15 protein-coding genes and 1 tRNA gene are annotated in these 15,286 nt (G+C 42.6%); 13 read left to right on the forward strand and 3 right to left on the reverse strand.

Features of this window, described 5'->3' with window-relative positions:
* Positions 1-2: 2 nt before the first annotated feature.
* Entirely contained in the window at positions 3-368 is a 366-nt protein-coding gene (locus J0656_RS12725; protein WP_207034492.1) for a BlaI/MecI/CopY family transcriptional regulator, read from the reverse strand.
* 216 nt (positions 369-584) lie between these two features.
* Here J0656_RS12725 and J0656_RS12730 point away from each other — a divergent pair, with 216 nt between their 5' ends.
* Both J0656_RS12730 and J0656_RS12735 read left to right on the forward strand, forming a co-directional pair.
* Entirely contained in the window at positions 585-1,787 is a 1,203-nt protein-coding gene (locus tag J0656_RS12730) for an NAD(P)/FAD-dependent oxidoreductase (protein ID WP_207034495.1), read from the forward strand.
* Positions 1,788-1,910: 123 nt separating this feature from the next.
* Positions 1,911-2,489, forward strand: coding sequence for a PhnA domain-containing protein (locus J0656_RS12735; RefSeq protein WP_207034496.1), 579 nt, complete (start codon positions 1,911-1,913; stop codon positions 2,487-2,489).
* Here J0656_RS12735 and J0656_RS12740 read toward each other — a convergent pair.
* The gene (locus J0656_RS12740; protein WP_207034498.1) at positions 2,486-3,874 is read right to left on the reverse strand and encodes a dipeptidase; all 1,389 of its coding nucleotides are present in this window, start codon (positions 3,872-3,874) and stop codon (positions 2,486-2,488) included. The genes J0656_RS12735 and J0656_RS12740 overlap by 4 nt on opposite strands.
* A 171-nt stretch (positions 3,875-4,045) precedes the next feature.
* Here J0656_RS12740 and J0656_RS12745 point away from each other — a divergent pair.
* From J0656_RS12745 to J0656_RS12785, 9 genes are all read left to right on the forward strand, one after another.
* Positions 4,046-4,127, forward strand: a tRNA-Leu gene (locus tag J0656_RS12745).
* A gap of 383 nt (positions 4,128-4,510) precedes the next feature.
* A complete protein-coding gene (locus tag J0656_RS12750) occupies positions 4,511-4,663 on the forward strand; it encodes a hypothetical protein (protein WP_207034500.1) in 153 nt (50 codons plus the stop codon).
* A 17-nt stretch (positions 4,664-4,680) separates the two neighbouring features.
* Positions 4,681-5,517 carry a DUF932 domain-containing protein gene (locus tag J0656_RS12755; RefSeq protein ID WP_207034502.1) on the forward strand — a complete coding sequence of 279 codons (837 nt, stop codon included), beginning with the start codon at positions 4,681-4,683 and terminating at the stop codon, positions 5,515-5,517.
* Positions 5,518-5,635: 118 nt separating this feature from the next.
* Complete coding sequence (locus J0656_RS12760) at positions 5,636-6,073, forward strand: hypothetical protein (RefSeq protein WP_207034504.1); 438 nt, start codon at positions 5,636-5,638, stop codon at positions 6,071-6,073.
* 91 nt (positions 6,074-6,164) lie between these two features.
* Positions 6,165-7,349: a TolC family protein gene (locus J0656_RS12765; protein WP_207034506.1), complete on the forward strand. Its 1,185-nt coding sequence runs from the start codon at positions 6,165-6,167 to the stop codon at positions 7,347-7,349.
* A 20-nt stretch (positions 7,350-7,369) separates the two neighbouring features.
* Positions 7,370-7,678: a hypothetical protein gene (locus J0656_RS12770; RefSeq protein ID WP_207034508.1), complete on the forward strand. Its 309-nt coding sequence runs from the start codon at positions 7,370-7,372 to the stop codon at positions 7,676-7,678.
* 12 nt (positions 7,679-7,690) lie between these two features.
* Positions 7,691-9,196, forward strand: coding sequence for an efflux RND transporter periplasmic adaptor subunit (locus J0656_RS12775; RefSeq protein WP_207034510.1), 1,506 nt, complete (start codon positions 7,691-7,693; stop codon positions 9,194-9,196).
* A gap of 11 nt (positions 9,197-9,207) precedes the next feature.
* Positions 9,208-12,306, forward strand: a complete 3,099-nt coding sequence (locus J0656_RS12780; protein WP_207034512.1) for an efflux RND transporter permease subunit — start codon at positions 9,208-9,210, stop codon at positions 12,304-12,306.
* Between the two features lie 12 nt (positions 12,307-12,318).
* The gene (locus tag J0656_RS12785; RefSeq protein ID WP_207034514.1) at positions 12,319-13,548 is read left to right on the forward strand and encodes an MFS transporter; all 1,230 of its coding nucleotides are present in this window, start codon (positions 12,319-12,321) and stop codon (positions 13,546-13,548) included.
* A 233-nt stretch (positions 13,549-13,781) separates the two neighbouring features.
* Here the strand turns inward: J0656_RS12785 and J0656_RS12790 are convergent, their stop codons facing one another.
* Positions 13,782-13,940, reverse strand: coding sequence for a hypothetical protein (locus J0656_RS12790; protein ID WP_207034516.1), 159 nt, complete (start codon positions 13,938-13,940; stop codon positions 13,782-13,784).
* A gap of 541 nt (positions 13,941-14,481) precedes the next feature.
* Between J0656_RS12790 and J0656_RS12795 the strand changes: the two genes are divergently transcribed.
* The gene (locus J0656_RS12795; protein ID WP_041495866.1) at positions 14,482-14,826 is read left to right on the forward strand and encodes a single-stranded DNA-binding protein; all 345 of its coding nucleotides are present in this window, start codon (positions 14,482-14,484) and stop codon (positions 14,824-14,826) included.
* 77 nt (positions 14,827-14,903) lie between these two features.
* Positions 14,904-15,284 carry a DUF6876 family protein gene (locus tag J0656_RS12800; protein WP_207034518.1) on the forward strand — a complete coding sequence of 127 codons (381 nt, stop codon included), beginning with the start codon at positions 14,904-14,906 and terminating at the stop codon, positions 15,282-15,284.
* Positions 15,285-15,286: the final 2 nt, after the last annotated feature.

Here is a 15,286-nt window from a genome sequence, read left to right on the forward strand (position 1 = left end):
AATTACTTCTTTTTGATTTCGTTGTCAATTAATTTTTTTAAGTCTTCCAATTCTTCCTTGCTCAAGTTGGTTTCTTGGGTAAAGAATGATGCAAACTGACTCGCACTGTCGTTGAAGAAGTTTTTGATGAGGCCGTTCACTTGCTTCGAAAAATAGTCCTTCTTCATCACCAAGGGATAGTATTCCCTACTTCTACCTATACTATTGTAGCCAATAAAACCTTTGTCCGCTATTCGTTTTAAAAGCGTCGCCACCGTGGTGGTCGCTGGTTTGGGTTCGGGATAGGCATCCAAAATGTCCTTCATATAGGCCTTTTTCAATTTCCAGACAATGTTCATTAACTCTTCTTCGGATTTTGACAATTGCATTTTTTCGGTTTTACCATTTATGTTCTACAAACATAGAATAAAAATTAATATTCTACAAGTGTAGAGTTAAAATAAATCGGTTTTTCTGTCTTTTTAATTCAAAACGTGTTGACAACCCCACTTGATCTATGTTCTAAAAAAGATAGAGTTATGTGCTCTAAGTTACTGTGCGTCAGAATTGGTAGCGATACTTTTATACTATTAAATCACGCAATCATGAAAACCACAGTAGTTATTGGCGGAAATTTTGCAGGAATGACCGCCGCGTTGGAAATCAAAAGAAAAGGGAAAAAGGACCATAAGGTTTTAGTGATAGATAAATCACCTTTGTTCCTGTTTGTTCCCTCATTGATCTGGGTGCCTTTCGGAAGAAGGGAAATCAAGGATATCTCGTTCAGAAAAGATACCGTTCTTGAAAAGAAAGGAGTCGAATTTGTACAGGCCGAAGCTTTAACCGTAGATCCCGATAGCCAAATAGTGCATACGACCAAGGGTGATTTTACCTATGATCATTTGGTCATTGCCACTGGTCCAAAAGTAAAATACGATGTCGCTCCAGGGGTTCAAGAACATGCCCATTATATTGGAACGCCCAATGGTGCTATGAAAACCAGAAAGGCTTTGGAAGAGTTCAAGAAGAATCCTGGCCCTATTGTTATCGGAGCTACACAAAATGCGGGTTGTATGGGCGCCGCCTACGAGTTTTTGTTCAATGTGGAGAAATGGCTCAGGGAGCAAAAAATCAGAAAGAAAGTAGATCTGTATTGGATTACCCCCGAAACCTTCTTGGGACATTTTGGCATTGATGGGATCACTGGTGGCGAGACCATGCTGAAATCTTTCATGAAGATGTTCAATATCCATTACAGAACACAAGTTGGGGTGAAGGAAGTGACCGCGGAGAGTGTAACCCTAACTTCTGATGAGGTGTTGCCAAGCAAATTTACCATGTTGATGCCTCCGTTCGTTGGTGTTGATTTTGTGGTCAACTCACAAAAATTGGAAGCCACCGCAGCAGGCTATTTGCCCGTTGGTGATGACTACCGACATTTTAAATACCCTAATATTTGGTCCGCTGGTATTGCCGTTGATGTAAAATTACCCTTTAAACCAGGCAAAGTGCCATTTTCTGGTCCCAAAACAGGATACCCATCCGATGAGACAGGCAAAATTGTAGCGGAGAACATCATCAGGGTAACCCAAGGCAAGGACAAATTGAAGAAGAAAGCTTGGGGCAAAATCCCTGGAATATGTGTGATGGATGCTGGTAAAAAAGAAGTCATCATCTTGAGCGACCACTTGTTCAAGCCCAGAAACTTTGCCATCATGATACCCAACATATTTTACGACTTCAATAAAGTGTTGTTTGAAAAATATTTCCTTTGGAAAACAAAACATGGATATTCTCAATTGCCTTGACCATTGAGGTGTATGTTTGATCAAATCCATTCATGGCAACGTGGGTGGATTTTTTCTTTGGTATATATCAAAACCCGTTGACCGAAAAGTTCTAAGTTTGTAAGCGATAAAAAACCATCTATCATGTCAGTATTGGAGGAATTACAAGCACGAAGCGGAAATCAATGTGAATTGTGCGGAGCAACGGAGAGTTTACAGGTGTACGAAGTTCCCCCTGTGTCCACCGGTGGCTTGGATGGAAGTATTTTGGGCTGTGCCACCTGTATCTCACAAATTGAGAACCCCGACAGTACAGACGCCAATCATTGGCGCTGCTTAAACGACAGCATGTGGAGCGAGCACGATGCGGTAAAGGTCGTGGCGTGGCGAATGCTGAACCGCCTAAAGTCCGAAGGATGGCCCCAAGACCTTTTGGGCATGATGTATTTGGATGATGAAGCCCTGGAATGGGCCAAGGCTACGGGGGAAGGCCAAGATGAAAGCGAAAAAATTATCCATAGGGACGTGAACGGCAATATCCTTGAAAATGGGGATAATGTGGTTTTGATAAAAGATTTAAAAGTGAAGGGTTCCAGCATGGTCGCAAAACAGGGAACCGCCGTTAGACGGATTTCCCTGGATCACGAAAATGCCGAGTATATTGAAGGCAAGGTAGATGGCCAGCAAATTGTAATAGTGACCAAATACGTAAAGAAGCTCTAGGCCTTCATCTCCGTATAATATTTGTAAAAATAGGGTATGGTCTCAATGCCCTTTAAAAAGTTCCAGACCCCAAAATGTTCATTAGGGGAGTGGATGGCATCACTGTCCAATCCAAAGCCCAAAAGAATTGTTTTGCTGTCAAAAACATTTTCAAACAAAGCTACGATCGGAATACTTCCGCCTGTTCTTTGTGGCACGGGCGTTTTGCCGAATGTGGTCTCCATGGCTTTCGAGGCTGCTTGGTAACCATCGCTGTCAATTGGGGTAACATAGGCTTGTCCACCATGATGAGGAGAAACTTTCACTTTCACGCTTTTTGGAGCAAGTGACTCAAAATGTTTGGTGAACAGCTTAGTGATTTCGTGCCAATCCTGATCGGGCACCAATCGCATGGAAATTTTCGCGTAGGCCTTGCTGGCGATTACGGTCTTGGCACCTTCGCCAGTATATCCGCCCCAGATTCCGTTTACGTCCAAGGTTGGGCGTATACCGAATCGCTCGGGAGTTGTATAGCCTTTTTCGCCATGCACGTCACCAATGTCCAATGATTTTTTGTAGGCTTCCAAATTAAAAGGGGCCTTGGCCATTTCGGCGCGTTCATCATCGGGGATTACCTGCACCTTGTCATAAAATCCTGGGATAGTGATATGATTGTTTTCATCATGCAACTGCGCTATCATTTTGGCGAGTACATTGATCGGGTTTGGTGCAGCTCCACCGTAGATTCCTGAGTGTAGATCGCGATTGGCTCCCGTAACTTCCACTTCCACGTAGCTCAGTCCTCGTAGCCCAGTGGTTATGGACGGGGTGTCGTTGGCTATCATTCCCGTGTCGGAAATGAGGATGATATCGTTTTTGAGTTTTTCGCTGTTTTCCTTTAGGAAATCTTCGAGACTATCGCTCCCCACTTCTTCCTCGCCTTCAATCATGAACTTGACGTTGCAGGGCAATTCATCGTTTTGGATCATATACTCCACTGCTTTCACGTGCATAAAGAACTGTCCCTTATCGTCACAGGCACCACGGGCGAAAATGGCACCATCGGGATGAAGCTCTGTTTTCTTGATCACGGGCTCAAATGGCGGTGATGTCCAAAGGTTCATCGGATCTGGTGGCTGTACATCGTAGTGGCCGTATACCAAAACGGTCGGCAAATTAGGGTCAATGATCTTATCGCCGTATACCACGGGATAGCCTTTGGTCTCACAAATCTCCGTATTGTCGCAACCTGCATCTTCCAAGGATTTTTTGACGGCTTTTGCCGCTTCCAGCACATCTTTGGCATAAGCCTTATCGGCACTGATGGAGGGAATTTTTAGGAGCTCGATCAACTCGTTGATAAATCTGTCTTTGTTGGAATTAATGTAATTGTTGATGTCTTTCATATATGATTTAAAAAGGACCCTAAAAGTACAAAAAACAAGTTTTTAAAGGGAGCTGGTTTGCAAATCGGAAAATTGATTTATATTTGCACTCCAATTCGCGGGTGTGGTGGAATTGGTAGACACGCTAGACTTAGGATTTAACCAAATAAAAAGTGTTAATTTGCACTTTATGCGGGTGTGGTGGAATTGGTAGACACGTCAGACTTAGGATCTGATGCCGCAAGGTGTGGGGGTTCGAGTCCCTTCACCCGCACTTAAAGCCGAAGAGAAATCTTCGGCTTTTTTATTTTAAAATATGACCGAAAAAAGGCACGGGTACAACATAGGTACAACATTTGGTCTATTTTCAAGATAAACTTAGGTTTGATATTATATACTTTCATTTGATATTAAACACTATTTAGTATCAAAGAAAATTCATAAAATTTAGGTTTTCTTAACCCTTCCTTCTTCGATTAGGAGTTTATTATCATACAATATTCCCGAAAGTTAAACTCGTAAAATACTTCCATCAAAAGACTACGGCATAAAGCCATCGCTTCCGCCCCTACTCATTTATTCCGTTTCCTTTTGAGCTGTGATTTTAGCTTCCGTTTGTTCGATGCTCAAATATTGTTTAACTAAAATTTCAACATTATGACAACAAAAGCGAAGATTTCGGTCAAAGATGCCGAGGCACACTATCAATCCAGTAAGGAAAACTACACCATTGAAGGTGCAGAAAGCCATCTCGCCTATTACCGAGAAAAGCATCCAGAGTATTATGCTCTATTATCACAAAATGTTTAACCAAAAATCCAAAAGCTATGTATTTACAAAATTTGCAACAAGATGAGATTTTCGTTTCCAATGAGATGAAATCCTTAAAAAGTCTGACTCAGATGGAATCCCGAAGAGGGCTTGAAAATGCTATTATATCGAATGGCAAGATTGTCAACGTGGTATCAAACAGCTACGGTCATATCCCGAACCAATTGTTCTTCAAAAGAGCCGAAGAAATGCTAATTGATGCCGGTCTTAATTATCATAAACGTACAATCAACAAAAACGATAGGTCGTTCATTACCGATTTTATCATCGATGACAAAAGCCAGTTTACGGTTAAAAATGATAAAGACTTGATACTACCAATGCTTCGTTTTAAGAACTCGTATGATGGTAGTGAAAAGACCTCTGGCCACTTCGGTTTTTATAGAAAGGTTTGTTCCAATGGCCTTCACGTCTCACAGGCTGAAATCGAGTTTTCGATAAAGCACAGCAGAAACAATACAGACCTTATAATGCCGAGATTGAACAATCTTTTCGATAAGTTTCTGGACAATGAGTTCTACACCATCACCAAGAAATTCGACAAGATGAAGGAATTTAAAATCATCGATACCAAAGAATTTGTGAAGGCAATATTGGATAGAACTAAACTGTTCCGCTATGAATGTAGTGACAAGAATAGCGACCCATCCAAGAAGTCTCGTGAGGTTTTAGAAATCCTCAATTATGAAGCCTTGTTACTCGATGAGAAACCGAATCTTTGGTTAGGTTATAATGCCTTCAATTCGGTATTGCACAATGTCCTTAAAAAGAGTTTCGGACAACAGGAAAGGTTGGACAAGAAATTGTTCGACGAAGTTTATGCCCTCGCATAAATCAAAAGGTTTATCCAGTGCCTTAAACTGGATTTTTTAATGAAACTCTGACATTTGATTTAGAAAAGACTGAAGCTAAAAATTTAACATTTTCAGAATATTTGTATATTTGCTCTCAATGCAAAAAGCAAATAAAATAGCGGCATTTTTCTTCTTGGGCCTGTTTGCCCTTATGGTGCTGCATCAGGCTTTTCCGCATCTGCATCATCAGCACCAGGATTCGCATTCCCATTCGGATGTTGCCCATACTGGCGAACACCACCATCACGATAATGGTTCGCACGAAGACGAAGAATCACCATATGGCTTTTTCGGGTTCTTTATGGATATGCACGTCCATTCCACGGTTTCAACCGATATTATTGTCGAAAGACAAATCGTTGAACACCGTACCGATACGAATGAGAATGTTGTAAAAACCTATTCTGGTTTTCAAGAACTATATTTTATTGATAAGAGGCGAAACAACGACCCGCCGCTTTATCATCCGCCCAATCACTATTTTAATCCTTTCCTTTCATCCCTCGATTTACGGGGGCCACCATCTTTAGGTTAATCGTTTGGGATTATCTATCTATTAGGTAGAAATCCTATTGAATTTCAGGCCTGTTTCTTATCAGGCAAGATTAAACCTAAATTTTCAAACAATGAATACATACATCGTGTCCGCGATATGCGGATGCCTGTTCTTTGTTACTGGTTTCTCTCAAGATAGAAATATAGGGGAGCTACTTAACGAAATAGAACAGAACAATACAGAGCTGAAGGCCTATCAATCGTTTATAGATGGCCAAAAGCTTCAAAACAAGAGTGGCAACAATCTGCCCGACCCACGGCTTTCAGGATACTATCTGCCTTTTGGTGACCATCAAACCGATGACTACACCGAGTTTGAAATCTCACAATCCTTTGAATTTCCTTCGGTATATGCAGCCCGTAACAAGTGGAACAACCTAAAAGCAGAACAGTTGCAGGCAGCCTTTGGCGAAAAACGCCAAGAAATACTGCTTAAGGCAAAAAAAGGGCTTATAGAACTCTTTATACTTCAAAAGCGAAAAACCATTGAAGATGAAAGAAAGAAACAAAGCCAAGAGGTGTATGAACAAATGCAAGAACTTTTCAGCAGAGAGCAAGTCGGCATTTTGGACCTCAACAAAGCTAAAGTATCTTGGATTCAGGAGCAATTTGTGGTGGATCAACTGGAAGCGGAAATCCAAAATCAAAGAACAGCTTTGCAGGCTTTGAATGGCAATCAACCGCTTGGGTTGGATAATCTGCAATTAAATATTCCATTTCAGATACAAACTGTAGCCGATTTATGGAATGAGAAATTGGCCAAAGACCCCAAGCTTTTGGAGCTCAAAGCTTATGAAGCCGCGGCACAACAAAACGTGCAGGTGGAAAAAACCAAAATACTGCCCGACCTTGCATTGGGTTACAATTACCAAGGGGTCAACGGCAACAATTATTCGGGTGTTTATGGAGGACTGACCATTCCCTTATGGAACAGTAAAAACAAAGTAAAAGCGGCAGAAGCCAATTACGAATACCAGCAGTCCAACACACAAGTTGTACAACAAATGCTGTATGCCAAATTACAACAAGAGTACAATCAATACCAATTGTTGCTCAACAAGTACACCGAATATCAGGACACCATAGAAACCCTAAATAGTGAGGATTTGCTCTTTAAAGCCTACAGTTTGGGAGAATACTCGTTTTTGGAATACTATATGGAAGTGCAATTCTATCGGGACGCCACCGATAGAATGTTGCAAATGGAAAAACAGCTACAGCTTTTACAAGCACAATTATTAATACATCAGTTATAACAATTTTAAAAATCAGGACAATGAAATCAAAGATTCACGAACACTTTAAGACAAATAAACTCAACGTGAGTAAAACAGTATCAAGAATTTTAATGGCACTAATGGTAATGGCAGCAATCAGCCTTACAGGATGCCGGGAAACAAAAAAGGAAGAAGCCCAAGATGACCACGGTCACGAGCATAACCCGGACGGCTCTCATATGGAACAGGAAGATTTGAAGCAGGAGGAATTTACAGTAGATCAGGACACCCTTCAAAAGGAAGAACACGGCCATAGTCACGATGACGACCACGGACATTCCCACGATGATGACGGACACCAACATTAATAAAAGAGAAAGATGAAAAAGTATTTAATAATTGTGCTTGCCTTTATGGCAGTAGCTTGTAAACAGAATCACGAAGATGAACACGCCCACAATGCTGACGGGAGCCACGTAGGCGAGGAGACCCCAAGATTGGATTATACATTGTGGACAGACAATACCGAACTCTTTGTTGAGTTCCCGGCATTGATTGTCGGGCAACCCGGAAGGTTTGCCGCACACTTTACAGTTTTGGACAAACACCAGCCCGTACGCGAGGGCTCGGTAACGGTCAGCTTGATAAAAGGAGACAAAGGTTTGCGTACCACAGCAGATGCCCCTTCTTCCCCAGGAATTTTTTCACCTACCATTCAGCCGAAGGAAGCGGGTGTACACCAATTGGTTTTCGACCTTTCCACACCGGCATACAGCGACAACATTGTGATTAAAGACGTGATGGTCTATCCCAATTTGGAGGAAGCCCAAAAAGCGATAGGTAATGCTGGTGAAGAGGCACCCATTTCCTTTTTAAAGGAACAGGCCTGGAAAATAGACTTTCAAACGGCGCAGGTCACAAAAGGGGAGATTTACGATGTCATCACTTCATCGGGTGTTTGGCAACCGGCGCAGGGTTCGGTAAAAACGCTGGTGGCCACTGCCAACGGGACGGTCAACTTTACCACGACCAACCTTACCGAAGGTATGGAAGTGAAACAAGGACAATTGATGTTGAACGTAAGCAGTCAGGGATTGGCAAACAATAACTTGAGTGCGGATGTCGCTTCCGCGAAAGCAAAATTTGACCAGGCCCAATCAGAGTACAACCGTAAAAAGGAACTTTACGATAGCAAAATCATCCCAAAATCCGAGTTTGAAAAGGTGGAGAGCAACTACACCATCGCCCGGTCGCAGTACCAGTCTATCGCTTCGGGCGTTTCGGGCGGTAGCAAGCAAATCCGTGCACCCTTTAATGGTTTTATCAGAACCGTAAATGTATCCAATGGTGACTATGTGGACCAAGGCGCTGTCTTGATAAGTGTAGCTACTGATGAGTCCAAAGTGTTGAAATCACAGGTGGCACCCACCTATGGCCTGACGATGCAAAATATCAAAGGAATGTGGTACCAGACCGAAACAGGTGATTGGAAAAACATTTCAGATTCCGAAGGCGAGATATTATCGATTTCAAAAGATGTAGAAAGGGAAAGTCCGTTGATATCCGTGTTTGCCAAGGTCAACGATGTTATCAATGTTCCTGATGGGAGCTTGACCCAGGTTCAGATTGCAATGGGCGATGGAGAGCAAACCACGCTGGTACCCGAGTCGGCACTTTTAGAAGATTATGGGAATTACTCGGTAGTTCTGCAACTCGGTGGCGAAAGTTTTGAAAGACGACCCATAACCATCGGGAAGCGCAACGGTAAAAACGTGGAAGTCTTAAAAGGCTTGAAAGTTGGCGATGTGGTAGTCACTACAGGAGCCTATCAGGTAAAAATGGCATCAATGTCCGGTACCACACCGGCACACGGACACGACCACTAAAAAGGAGAATTATGTTAACAAAAATATTAAAATTTTCCCTACATAATCGTTTGATGATTTTGTTGGGAGCAGTGGTACTGAGCGTATTGGGAATTTACTACGCCAAAACAATGAACGTAGATGTGTTCCCAGACTTGACAGCACCAACCGTAACCATTTTGACCGAAGCCCACGGGATGGAATCGGAAGAAGTGGAAAAATTGGTCACCTACCAATTGGAAACCGCTATGAACGGTTCGCCCAATGTGAGGCGTATCCGTTCGTCATCGGCAGCGGGAATTTCCATTGTCTGGGTTGAATTTGAATGGGGAACGGACATCTACAGAGCTCGCCAGATTGTGAGTGAGCGCATCCCAATGGTACGTGAAAACCTGCCCGAAGGTATTGGTGCGCCCACAATGGCACCTATTTCATCCATTATGGGAGAGATTATGCTATTGGGCGTAACGTCCGATAGTCTGTCGCCTATGGAACTGCGAACACTGTCCGATTGGATTATCCGCCCTCGCATCAAAGCCATTGGTGGCATTGCCAACGTGGTGGTCATAGGTGGCGACTACAAACAGTATCAGGTATTTGCCAATCCTGAAAAATTGAAGCACTACAACGTGAGCTTGCAAGAATTGGTAGAGCGCGTAAAGGAAGCCAATGTAAACGCACCAGGTGGTATTGTGAACCAATACGGAAATCAATACATCATTAAAGGAAGCGGTAGGGCCTACGTTTTGGAAGATTTACAGGAAGCCGTGGTAAAACAAATCAATGGGCAGACCATCAAAGTCAAGGATGTGGCGACGGTTCAAATCGGTGCGTCCGATAAAATCGGCGATGGTTCTCTAAACGGCAATAAATCAGTTATCCTTACAATTTCCAAACAGCCCGATGTCAACACCCTCAAATTGACCGAAGATTTGGACATCGCCATTGCCGATTTAGAAAAGACCTTACCGGAAACTGTAGAAATCAAAAGTCAAATCTTCAGGTCGTCGGATTTCATCAATGCGTCCATCAGCAACTTGAATTGGACACTAATGGAAGGGGCATTCTTTGTCGTAATAGTCTTGTTTATCTTTTTGATGAACTGGCGCACCACGGTCATTTCGTTATTGGCCATTCCCATATCCCTGTTGGTCTCTATAATTATCTTACAATGGCTGGGCTATACCATCAACACGATGAGCTTAGGCGGGATGGCGATTGCCATAGGTGCTTTGGTGGACGATGCCATTATCGATGTAGAAAATGTCTATAAACGCTTGCGCGAAAACAGCCGACTGCCAAAAGCAGAGCGCAAATCGATGATTACGGTCGTGCGCGATGCTTCGGTGGAAATCCGGAGTTCCATCATTATTGCGACATTAATCATCATTGTGTCTTTTGTTCCTTTGTTCTTTTTAAGCGGAATGGAAGGTCGATTGTTGCAACCTCTCGGGATTGCCTTTGTAACCTCTGTATTGACCTCATTGGTCGTGGCCGTGACGGTAACACCCGTATTGTGCTCGTATTTATTGAACAAGGAAAAACTGCTCAAAAAACAAGCCGAAGGCACCAAAGTAGAACAATGGTTGCAAAAACACTATGCTTCCACTTTGGATAGGGTTATTAAAATACCAAAAACAGTGATTGCGGTAACGGTCGTTGCATTCCTGTTAAGTTTGGTCGTGGCAACCCAATTGGGACGAAGTTTTTTACCCGAATTCAATGAAGGTTCGCTGGTGATAGCCGTGGTTGGACCACCAGGAATGTCGTTGGAAGAGAGCAATAAGGCAGGCAAGCAAATAGAAAATCTACTGCTGGAGATGCCTGAAGTCAATGTGGTAACCCGAAGAACGGGACGAGCCGAATTGGACGAACACGCCCAAGGCGTAAACGCAGCCGAAATCGATGTACCGTTTACTTTGGAAGACAAATCAAAAGAAGAATTTTTTGAGGAAGTCCGAACCAAGTTGAGCGTCGTTCCTGGCGTAAATATCACGCTTGGCCAACCCATCGCGCACCGCATTGACCATATGTTATCCGGAACACGAGCCAATATCGCCATCAAGATTTTTGGTTCGGATTTACAACGATTGTTCGAGTTGGGGAAACAGGTAGAACAGAACATCAAATCCATCGATGGATTGGCAGATGTGGCAGTTGACCAACAAATTGAAGTCCCACAAATCCGCATCAAACCCAAGCGTCCCATTTTGTCAGCGTATGGTATGACTGTTGGCGACTTAATGGAACAGGTAGATATTGCGTTTGCAGGTGAAGAAGCAGGCGAAATTTATGAAGGACAGCGCTATTTTGATTTGGTGGTACGCTACGAAAAACCCTTTCGTGACAACGTGGAAAACTTTAAAAACGCCTTGATTAGCCTGCCAAATGGTGGGCAGACCGTTTTGGGCGAACTTGCGATGATTCAATCGGTGAGTAGTCCAAATACCATAAGCCGTGAAGATGTACAACGAAAGATTGTGGTGGCGGCAAATGTTCAGGGTAGGGATTTACGTAGTGCCGTCAACGAAATTGAGGAAGTGGTAAATTCCACCATCGATTTTCCCGAGGGTTACCGTGTGCAATACGGTGGACAGTTTGAAAGTGAGTCCAAAGCCTCACAACTGTTGTTGATTACCGCTATTTTGGCAATCGGTGTCATATTCTTGCTATTGTACTATGAATTCAAAAATGTAAAACTGGCCTTTGTCGTGCTCATTAATCTACCCTTGGCATTGATTGGTGGTATTCTCATTGTGTATTTCACATCAGGAATCGTAAGCATTGCGGCAACCATAGGATTTATCAGTCTCTTTGGTATCGCCACCAGAAATGGTATCCTTTTGGTTTCTCGTTACGAAGATTTACGAGAGGAAGGTAAGACAGGCATCGAACTGATTAAAGCTGGTGCCTTGGATAGATTGAATCCAATTCTGATGACCGCCTTTACCACAGGATTGGCATTGATTCCGCTTGCGCTAAAAGGCGGGCAGCCGGGAAGTGAAATTCAAAGCCCGATGGCGGTGGTCATTTTGGGTGGGTTGCTTTCTGCAACCATTTTGAATTTGATTGTTATTCCGTGCGTGTATCAATTGGTAGTTCGCAAAACGGATGCTACCGGCAGAATTTAATTTATTATTGAAATGAACTTGACAAATCTGATAGAACCCTTCCAGGCACTTCGCAATAAAGTTTTTACAAAACTATATGTGGCGCAGACCATCAGTTTATTGGGTGATGCTATTACTTGGGTGGGCTTAGCATTATTGGCATATCAGTTTGGAGAGGAAAGGGCTGCGGCTATATTGGCCACGGCCCTTACTTTACGTGTAACAGCATTTATAATTTTTTCACCTTTTGCTGGCGTATTGGCAGACAGGATAGCTCGAAAGAAAATATTGTATGTAACCCATTTTATAAGGATGGCGCTTGTTGGTGTGTTACCCTTCATAAACGCCGAATGGCAAATTTATGTGCTGGTGTTCCTGATGAATGTTTTTAATGCCTTTTTCAGTCCTACATACCGTTCCGTAATTCCACAAGTGGTGGATAAAAAATTGTACCGGCAAGCCATCGGCTTATCGGCTGCCACGTATCAGGTATTGGGTGTTTTGGGGCCAGGTTTGGCAGGGATTTTAGCGGTATGGTTTGGAGCCCGTGAAATATTCTTTGTCGATGCGGTTACATTTATCATCGCTGGTATTATGCTCGTGACCTTACCAAAGAGCTTTTCAAGGCGTAATCAAACCGATGTACGGAAAAAGCACCCTTTTAAATGGCAGGACGTTACTAAGGGCATAAAACTTTTGTTTCAAAACAAATATGTACGTTTCGCTCTTTTTATAGAACTCGTATCGGCGATGGCAGGAGCTTTCATTTTAGTGAACACCATTGTTCTCATTAAGAGCGGTTTGAACCTGACCGATAAGGAATATGGCTGGGTTATGGCGGCGTTTGGTGTAGGTGCCGCCATTGCGGCATTCGTATCCGGAGCTTTGGATAAGACCAAATCCAGGCAAGTATCCTTAATGTTAGGCGCTTTAGTACTTGGGCTTGCGATAAGTGCTGCCAATTATCTGTCTTTTCCGTTGCTATTGATGTTTTGGGTATTTGCAGGTTTAGGACAAAGTCTGGCAGAAATACCCTCAGAAACACTCATAGGTGAGAACATTCCCGATGAGGAACAGGGAAAGGTGTACGGGTCTCATTTTGCATTTTCACATTTATGGTGGGCGTTTGCTTACCCGGTGGCAGGTTATTTGGGAACCGCTTTTCCAAACAAATACTTCCTCTATGGGGGAATCCTAACCCTGTTATTGTTAGCGGTTGTCTTTTTGTTCTTGAGACCGAAAAAAAGAAATGGAATAGTGTAAACGTGGTGGGCATAATATTCAATTTTTACGTGCCGTGAATAGCAGAGCCGATAAAAAAATTAAAAGCCCAATGACCGTTGTGATTCTGTGTGGTTTACTTTAGGCAACCATTCTGAATTTGATTGTGATTCCTTGTGTGTAGCAATTGTTAATACAAAAACGAGAGTAATCCTTTAATGGTTCTGACGTATAAAGCCTTCTTATTTTTAGGAAGGCTTTTTTTATTAGACCACTCAGCCCATTCCCCTACATTCCACGGTTTCCTGCTGAAAAAGCAAGAAACCACTACATTCCGGGAAAAGCGCTTCACTACAAATATCTTGGACACAATCCCCAATTTCAGCTTTCCATTCCGTTAACCCTTCCCGCTTCTCTGGGAAGGAACACTTCATTCCCGAGCCAAAATTGTGAATTAAGTCCGCTTCCACAACGGAAAGCCATCGCTTCGGTTTTCTTAACGGAATTTTCGGCAAGAACTTCTTGAGCCCTCACTCGAAAATGCCTAAAAACCCAACCGTTGTCTTACACATTTTAAGGGGTTTATAATGGATACAGCCTCTATTGTTTTTCGGGTCGTCGAAAAACAGGCACGGCAAAACCAATTCTAATGTAAACCCAGCCACTCATTTCGCTTAACTGTCGGTACGCTCAAATCGCAACTGGCTTTAAAAGAATTGCTAACGCCCTTATGGAACTTGTCAAGACTGTACAAAGTTTTAGTGAAAAATAAGGTTTCTACATCCTTGAAAATCCAAGGATGTTTCTACGTCGCAAACACACCTGATTTTACCCTAAAAGTCTTGACAAAACCCACTCTATCCATTGTGCGGTGCACGAAAGAAAAGAACAAACACCCCTTAAAATTTAATCACAGTTGAATTGAAAAGGGAAATATTAATCAAGCCTATAAAGGGCATTTAAAACCATTTAGTTATGAGTACTATTAGAAATCACGTACAATTGATTGGAAACGTTGGTCAAGAGCCAACCATTACGAACCTTGAAAGCGGAAAGAAAGTAGCCCGCTTCTCACTCGCCACAAACGAGTATTACAAAGACAGCAAAGGCGAAAAGCAAACGGACACCAACTGGCATACCGTTGTGGCTTGGGGCAAGACCGCTGAAATCGTTGAGAAATATGTTGAAAAAGGCAAAGAAGTAGGAATTACGGGAAAACTAAAGACCCGAACCTACACCACGGACGACGGAAACCAACGCTATGTTACCGAAGTGGTAGCGGATGAAATCCTATTACTTGGAAGCAAAAATGACAAGTAGAACTTAAAATTAAAGAGGGCGTTCCTCTCGAAAGATGCGCCCTCTTTTCATTATTCAAATCTTAAAAATTTTAAACAATGAAAGCACAAGTTAACGATATTAAGGAGCGGTTGCAATATTTTTCTGGAACAGAAATGTTCTATTCCCTACCTCTAATTAAAACCAGATTTACCGACGGATTGAAATATCTATCGGAAGTAGCAGAATGTTTTTGGCTCATTACGGATGCTTCGGTAATCGCTAAGAGTCTGATTAACCGAAGTGAATTTATTACGATTGACTTCAAAAGAATGTCAGAAGAAAAACAGGATTATACAGGGTATGAAGCTGAAATTATTTACAGCGATGGTAACGACAATATATTAGAAACACATCGTTACAATGCTACCGATTTCCCACTGGATGAATTGCGGTTATTCTTTGTGAACGATACGCTGATGTTACCAAGCGAATACTAAAA

The organism is Flagellimonas aurea, from assembly GCF_017313785.1.
GTDB classification, from domain to species: Bacteria; Bacteroidota; Bacteroidia; order Flavobacteriales; family Flavobacteriaceae; genus Flagellimonas; species Flagellimonas aurea.

Excerpts from the sequence above, each read along its gene's own strand:
- J0656_RS12740 (WP_207034498.1), bottom strand. The coding sequence starts at position 3,874 with ATGAAAGACATCAACAATTACATTAATTCCAACAAAGACAGATTTATC.
- J0656_RS12730 (WP_207034495.1), top strand. The coding sequence starts at position 585 with ATGAAAACCACAGTAGTTATTGGCGGAAATTTTGCAGGAATGACCGCC.
- J0656_RS12780 (WP_207034512.1), top strand. The coding sequence starts at position 9,208 with ATGTTAACAAAAATATTAAAATTTTCCCTACATAATCGTTTGATGATT.
- J0656_RS12765 (WP_207034506.1), top strand. The coding sequence starts at position 6,165 with ATGAATACATACATCGTGTCCGCGATATGCGGATGCCTGTTCTTTGTT.
- J0656_RS12785 (WP_207034514.1), top strand. The coding sequence starts at position 12,319 with ATGAACTTGACAAATCTGATAGAACCCTTCCAGGCACTTCGCAATAAA.
- J0656_RS12795 (WP_041495866.1), top strand. The coding sequence starts at position 14,482 with ATGAGTACTATTAGAAATCACGTACAATTGATTGGAAACGTTGGTCAA.
- J0656_RS12775 (WP_207034510.1), top strand. The coding sequence starts at position 7,691 with ATGAAAAAGTATTTAATAATTGTGCTTGCCTTTATGGCAGTAGCTTGT.
- J0656_RS12725 (WP_207034492.1), bottom strand. The coding sequence starts at position 368 with ATGCAATTGTCAAAATCCGAAGAAGAGTTAATGAACATTGTCTGGAAA.
- J0656_RS12750 (WP_207034500.1), top strand. The coding sequence starts at position 4,511 with ATGACAACAAAAGCGAAGATTTCGGTCAAAGATGCCGAGGCACACTAT.
- J0656_RS12760 (WP_207034504.1), top strand. The coding sequence starts at position 5,636 with ATGCAAAAAGCAAATAAAATAGCGGCATTTTTCTTCTTGGGCCTGTTT.
- J0656_RS12770 (WP_207034508.1), top strand. The coding sequence starts at position 7,370 with ATGAAATCAAAGATTCACGAACACTTTAAGACAAATAAACTCAACGTG.
- J0656_RS12755 (WP_207034502.1), top strand. The coding sequence starts at position 4,681 with ATGTATTTACAAAATTTGCAACAAGATGAGATTTTCGTTTCCAATGAG.
- J0656_RS12790 (WP_207034516.1), bottom strand. The coding sequence starts at position 13,940 with ATGAAGTGTTCCTTCCCAGAGAAGCGGGAAGGGTTAACGGAATGGAAA.
- J0656_RS12800 (WP_207034518.1), top strand. The coding sequence starts at position 14,904 with ATGAAAGCACAAGTTAACGATATTAAGGAGCGGTTGCAATATTTTTCT.
- J0656_RS12735 (WP_207034496.1), top strand. The coding sequence starts at position 1,911 with ATGTCAGTATTGGAGGAATTACAAGCACGAAGCGGAAATCAATGTGAA.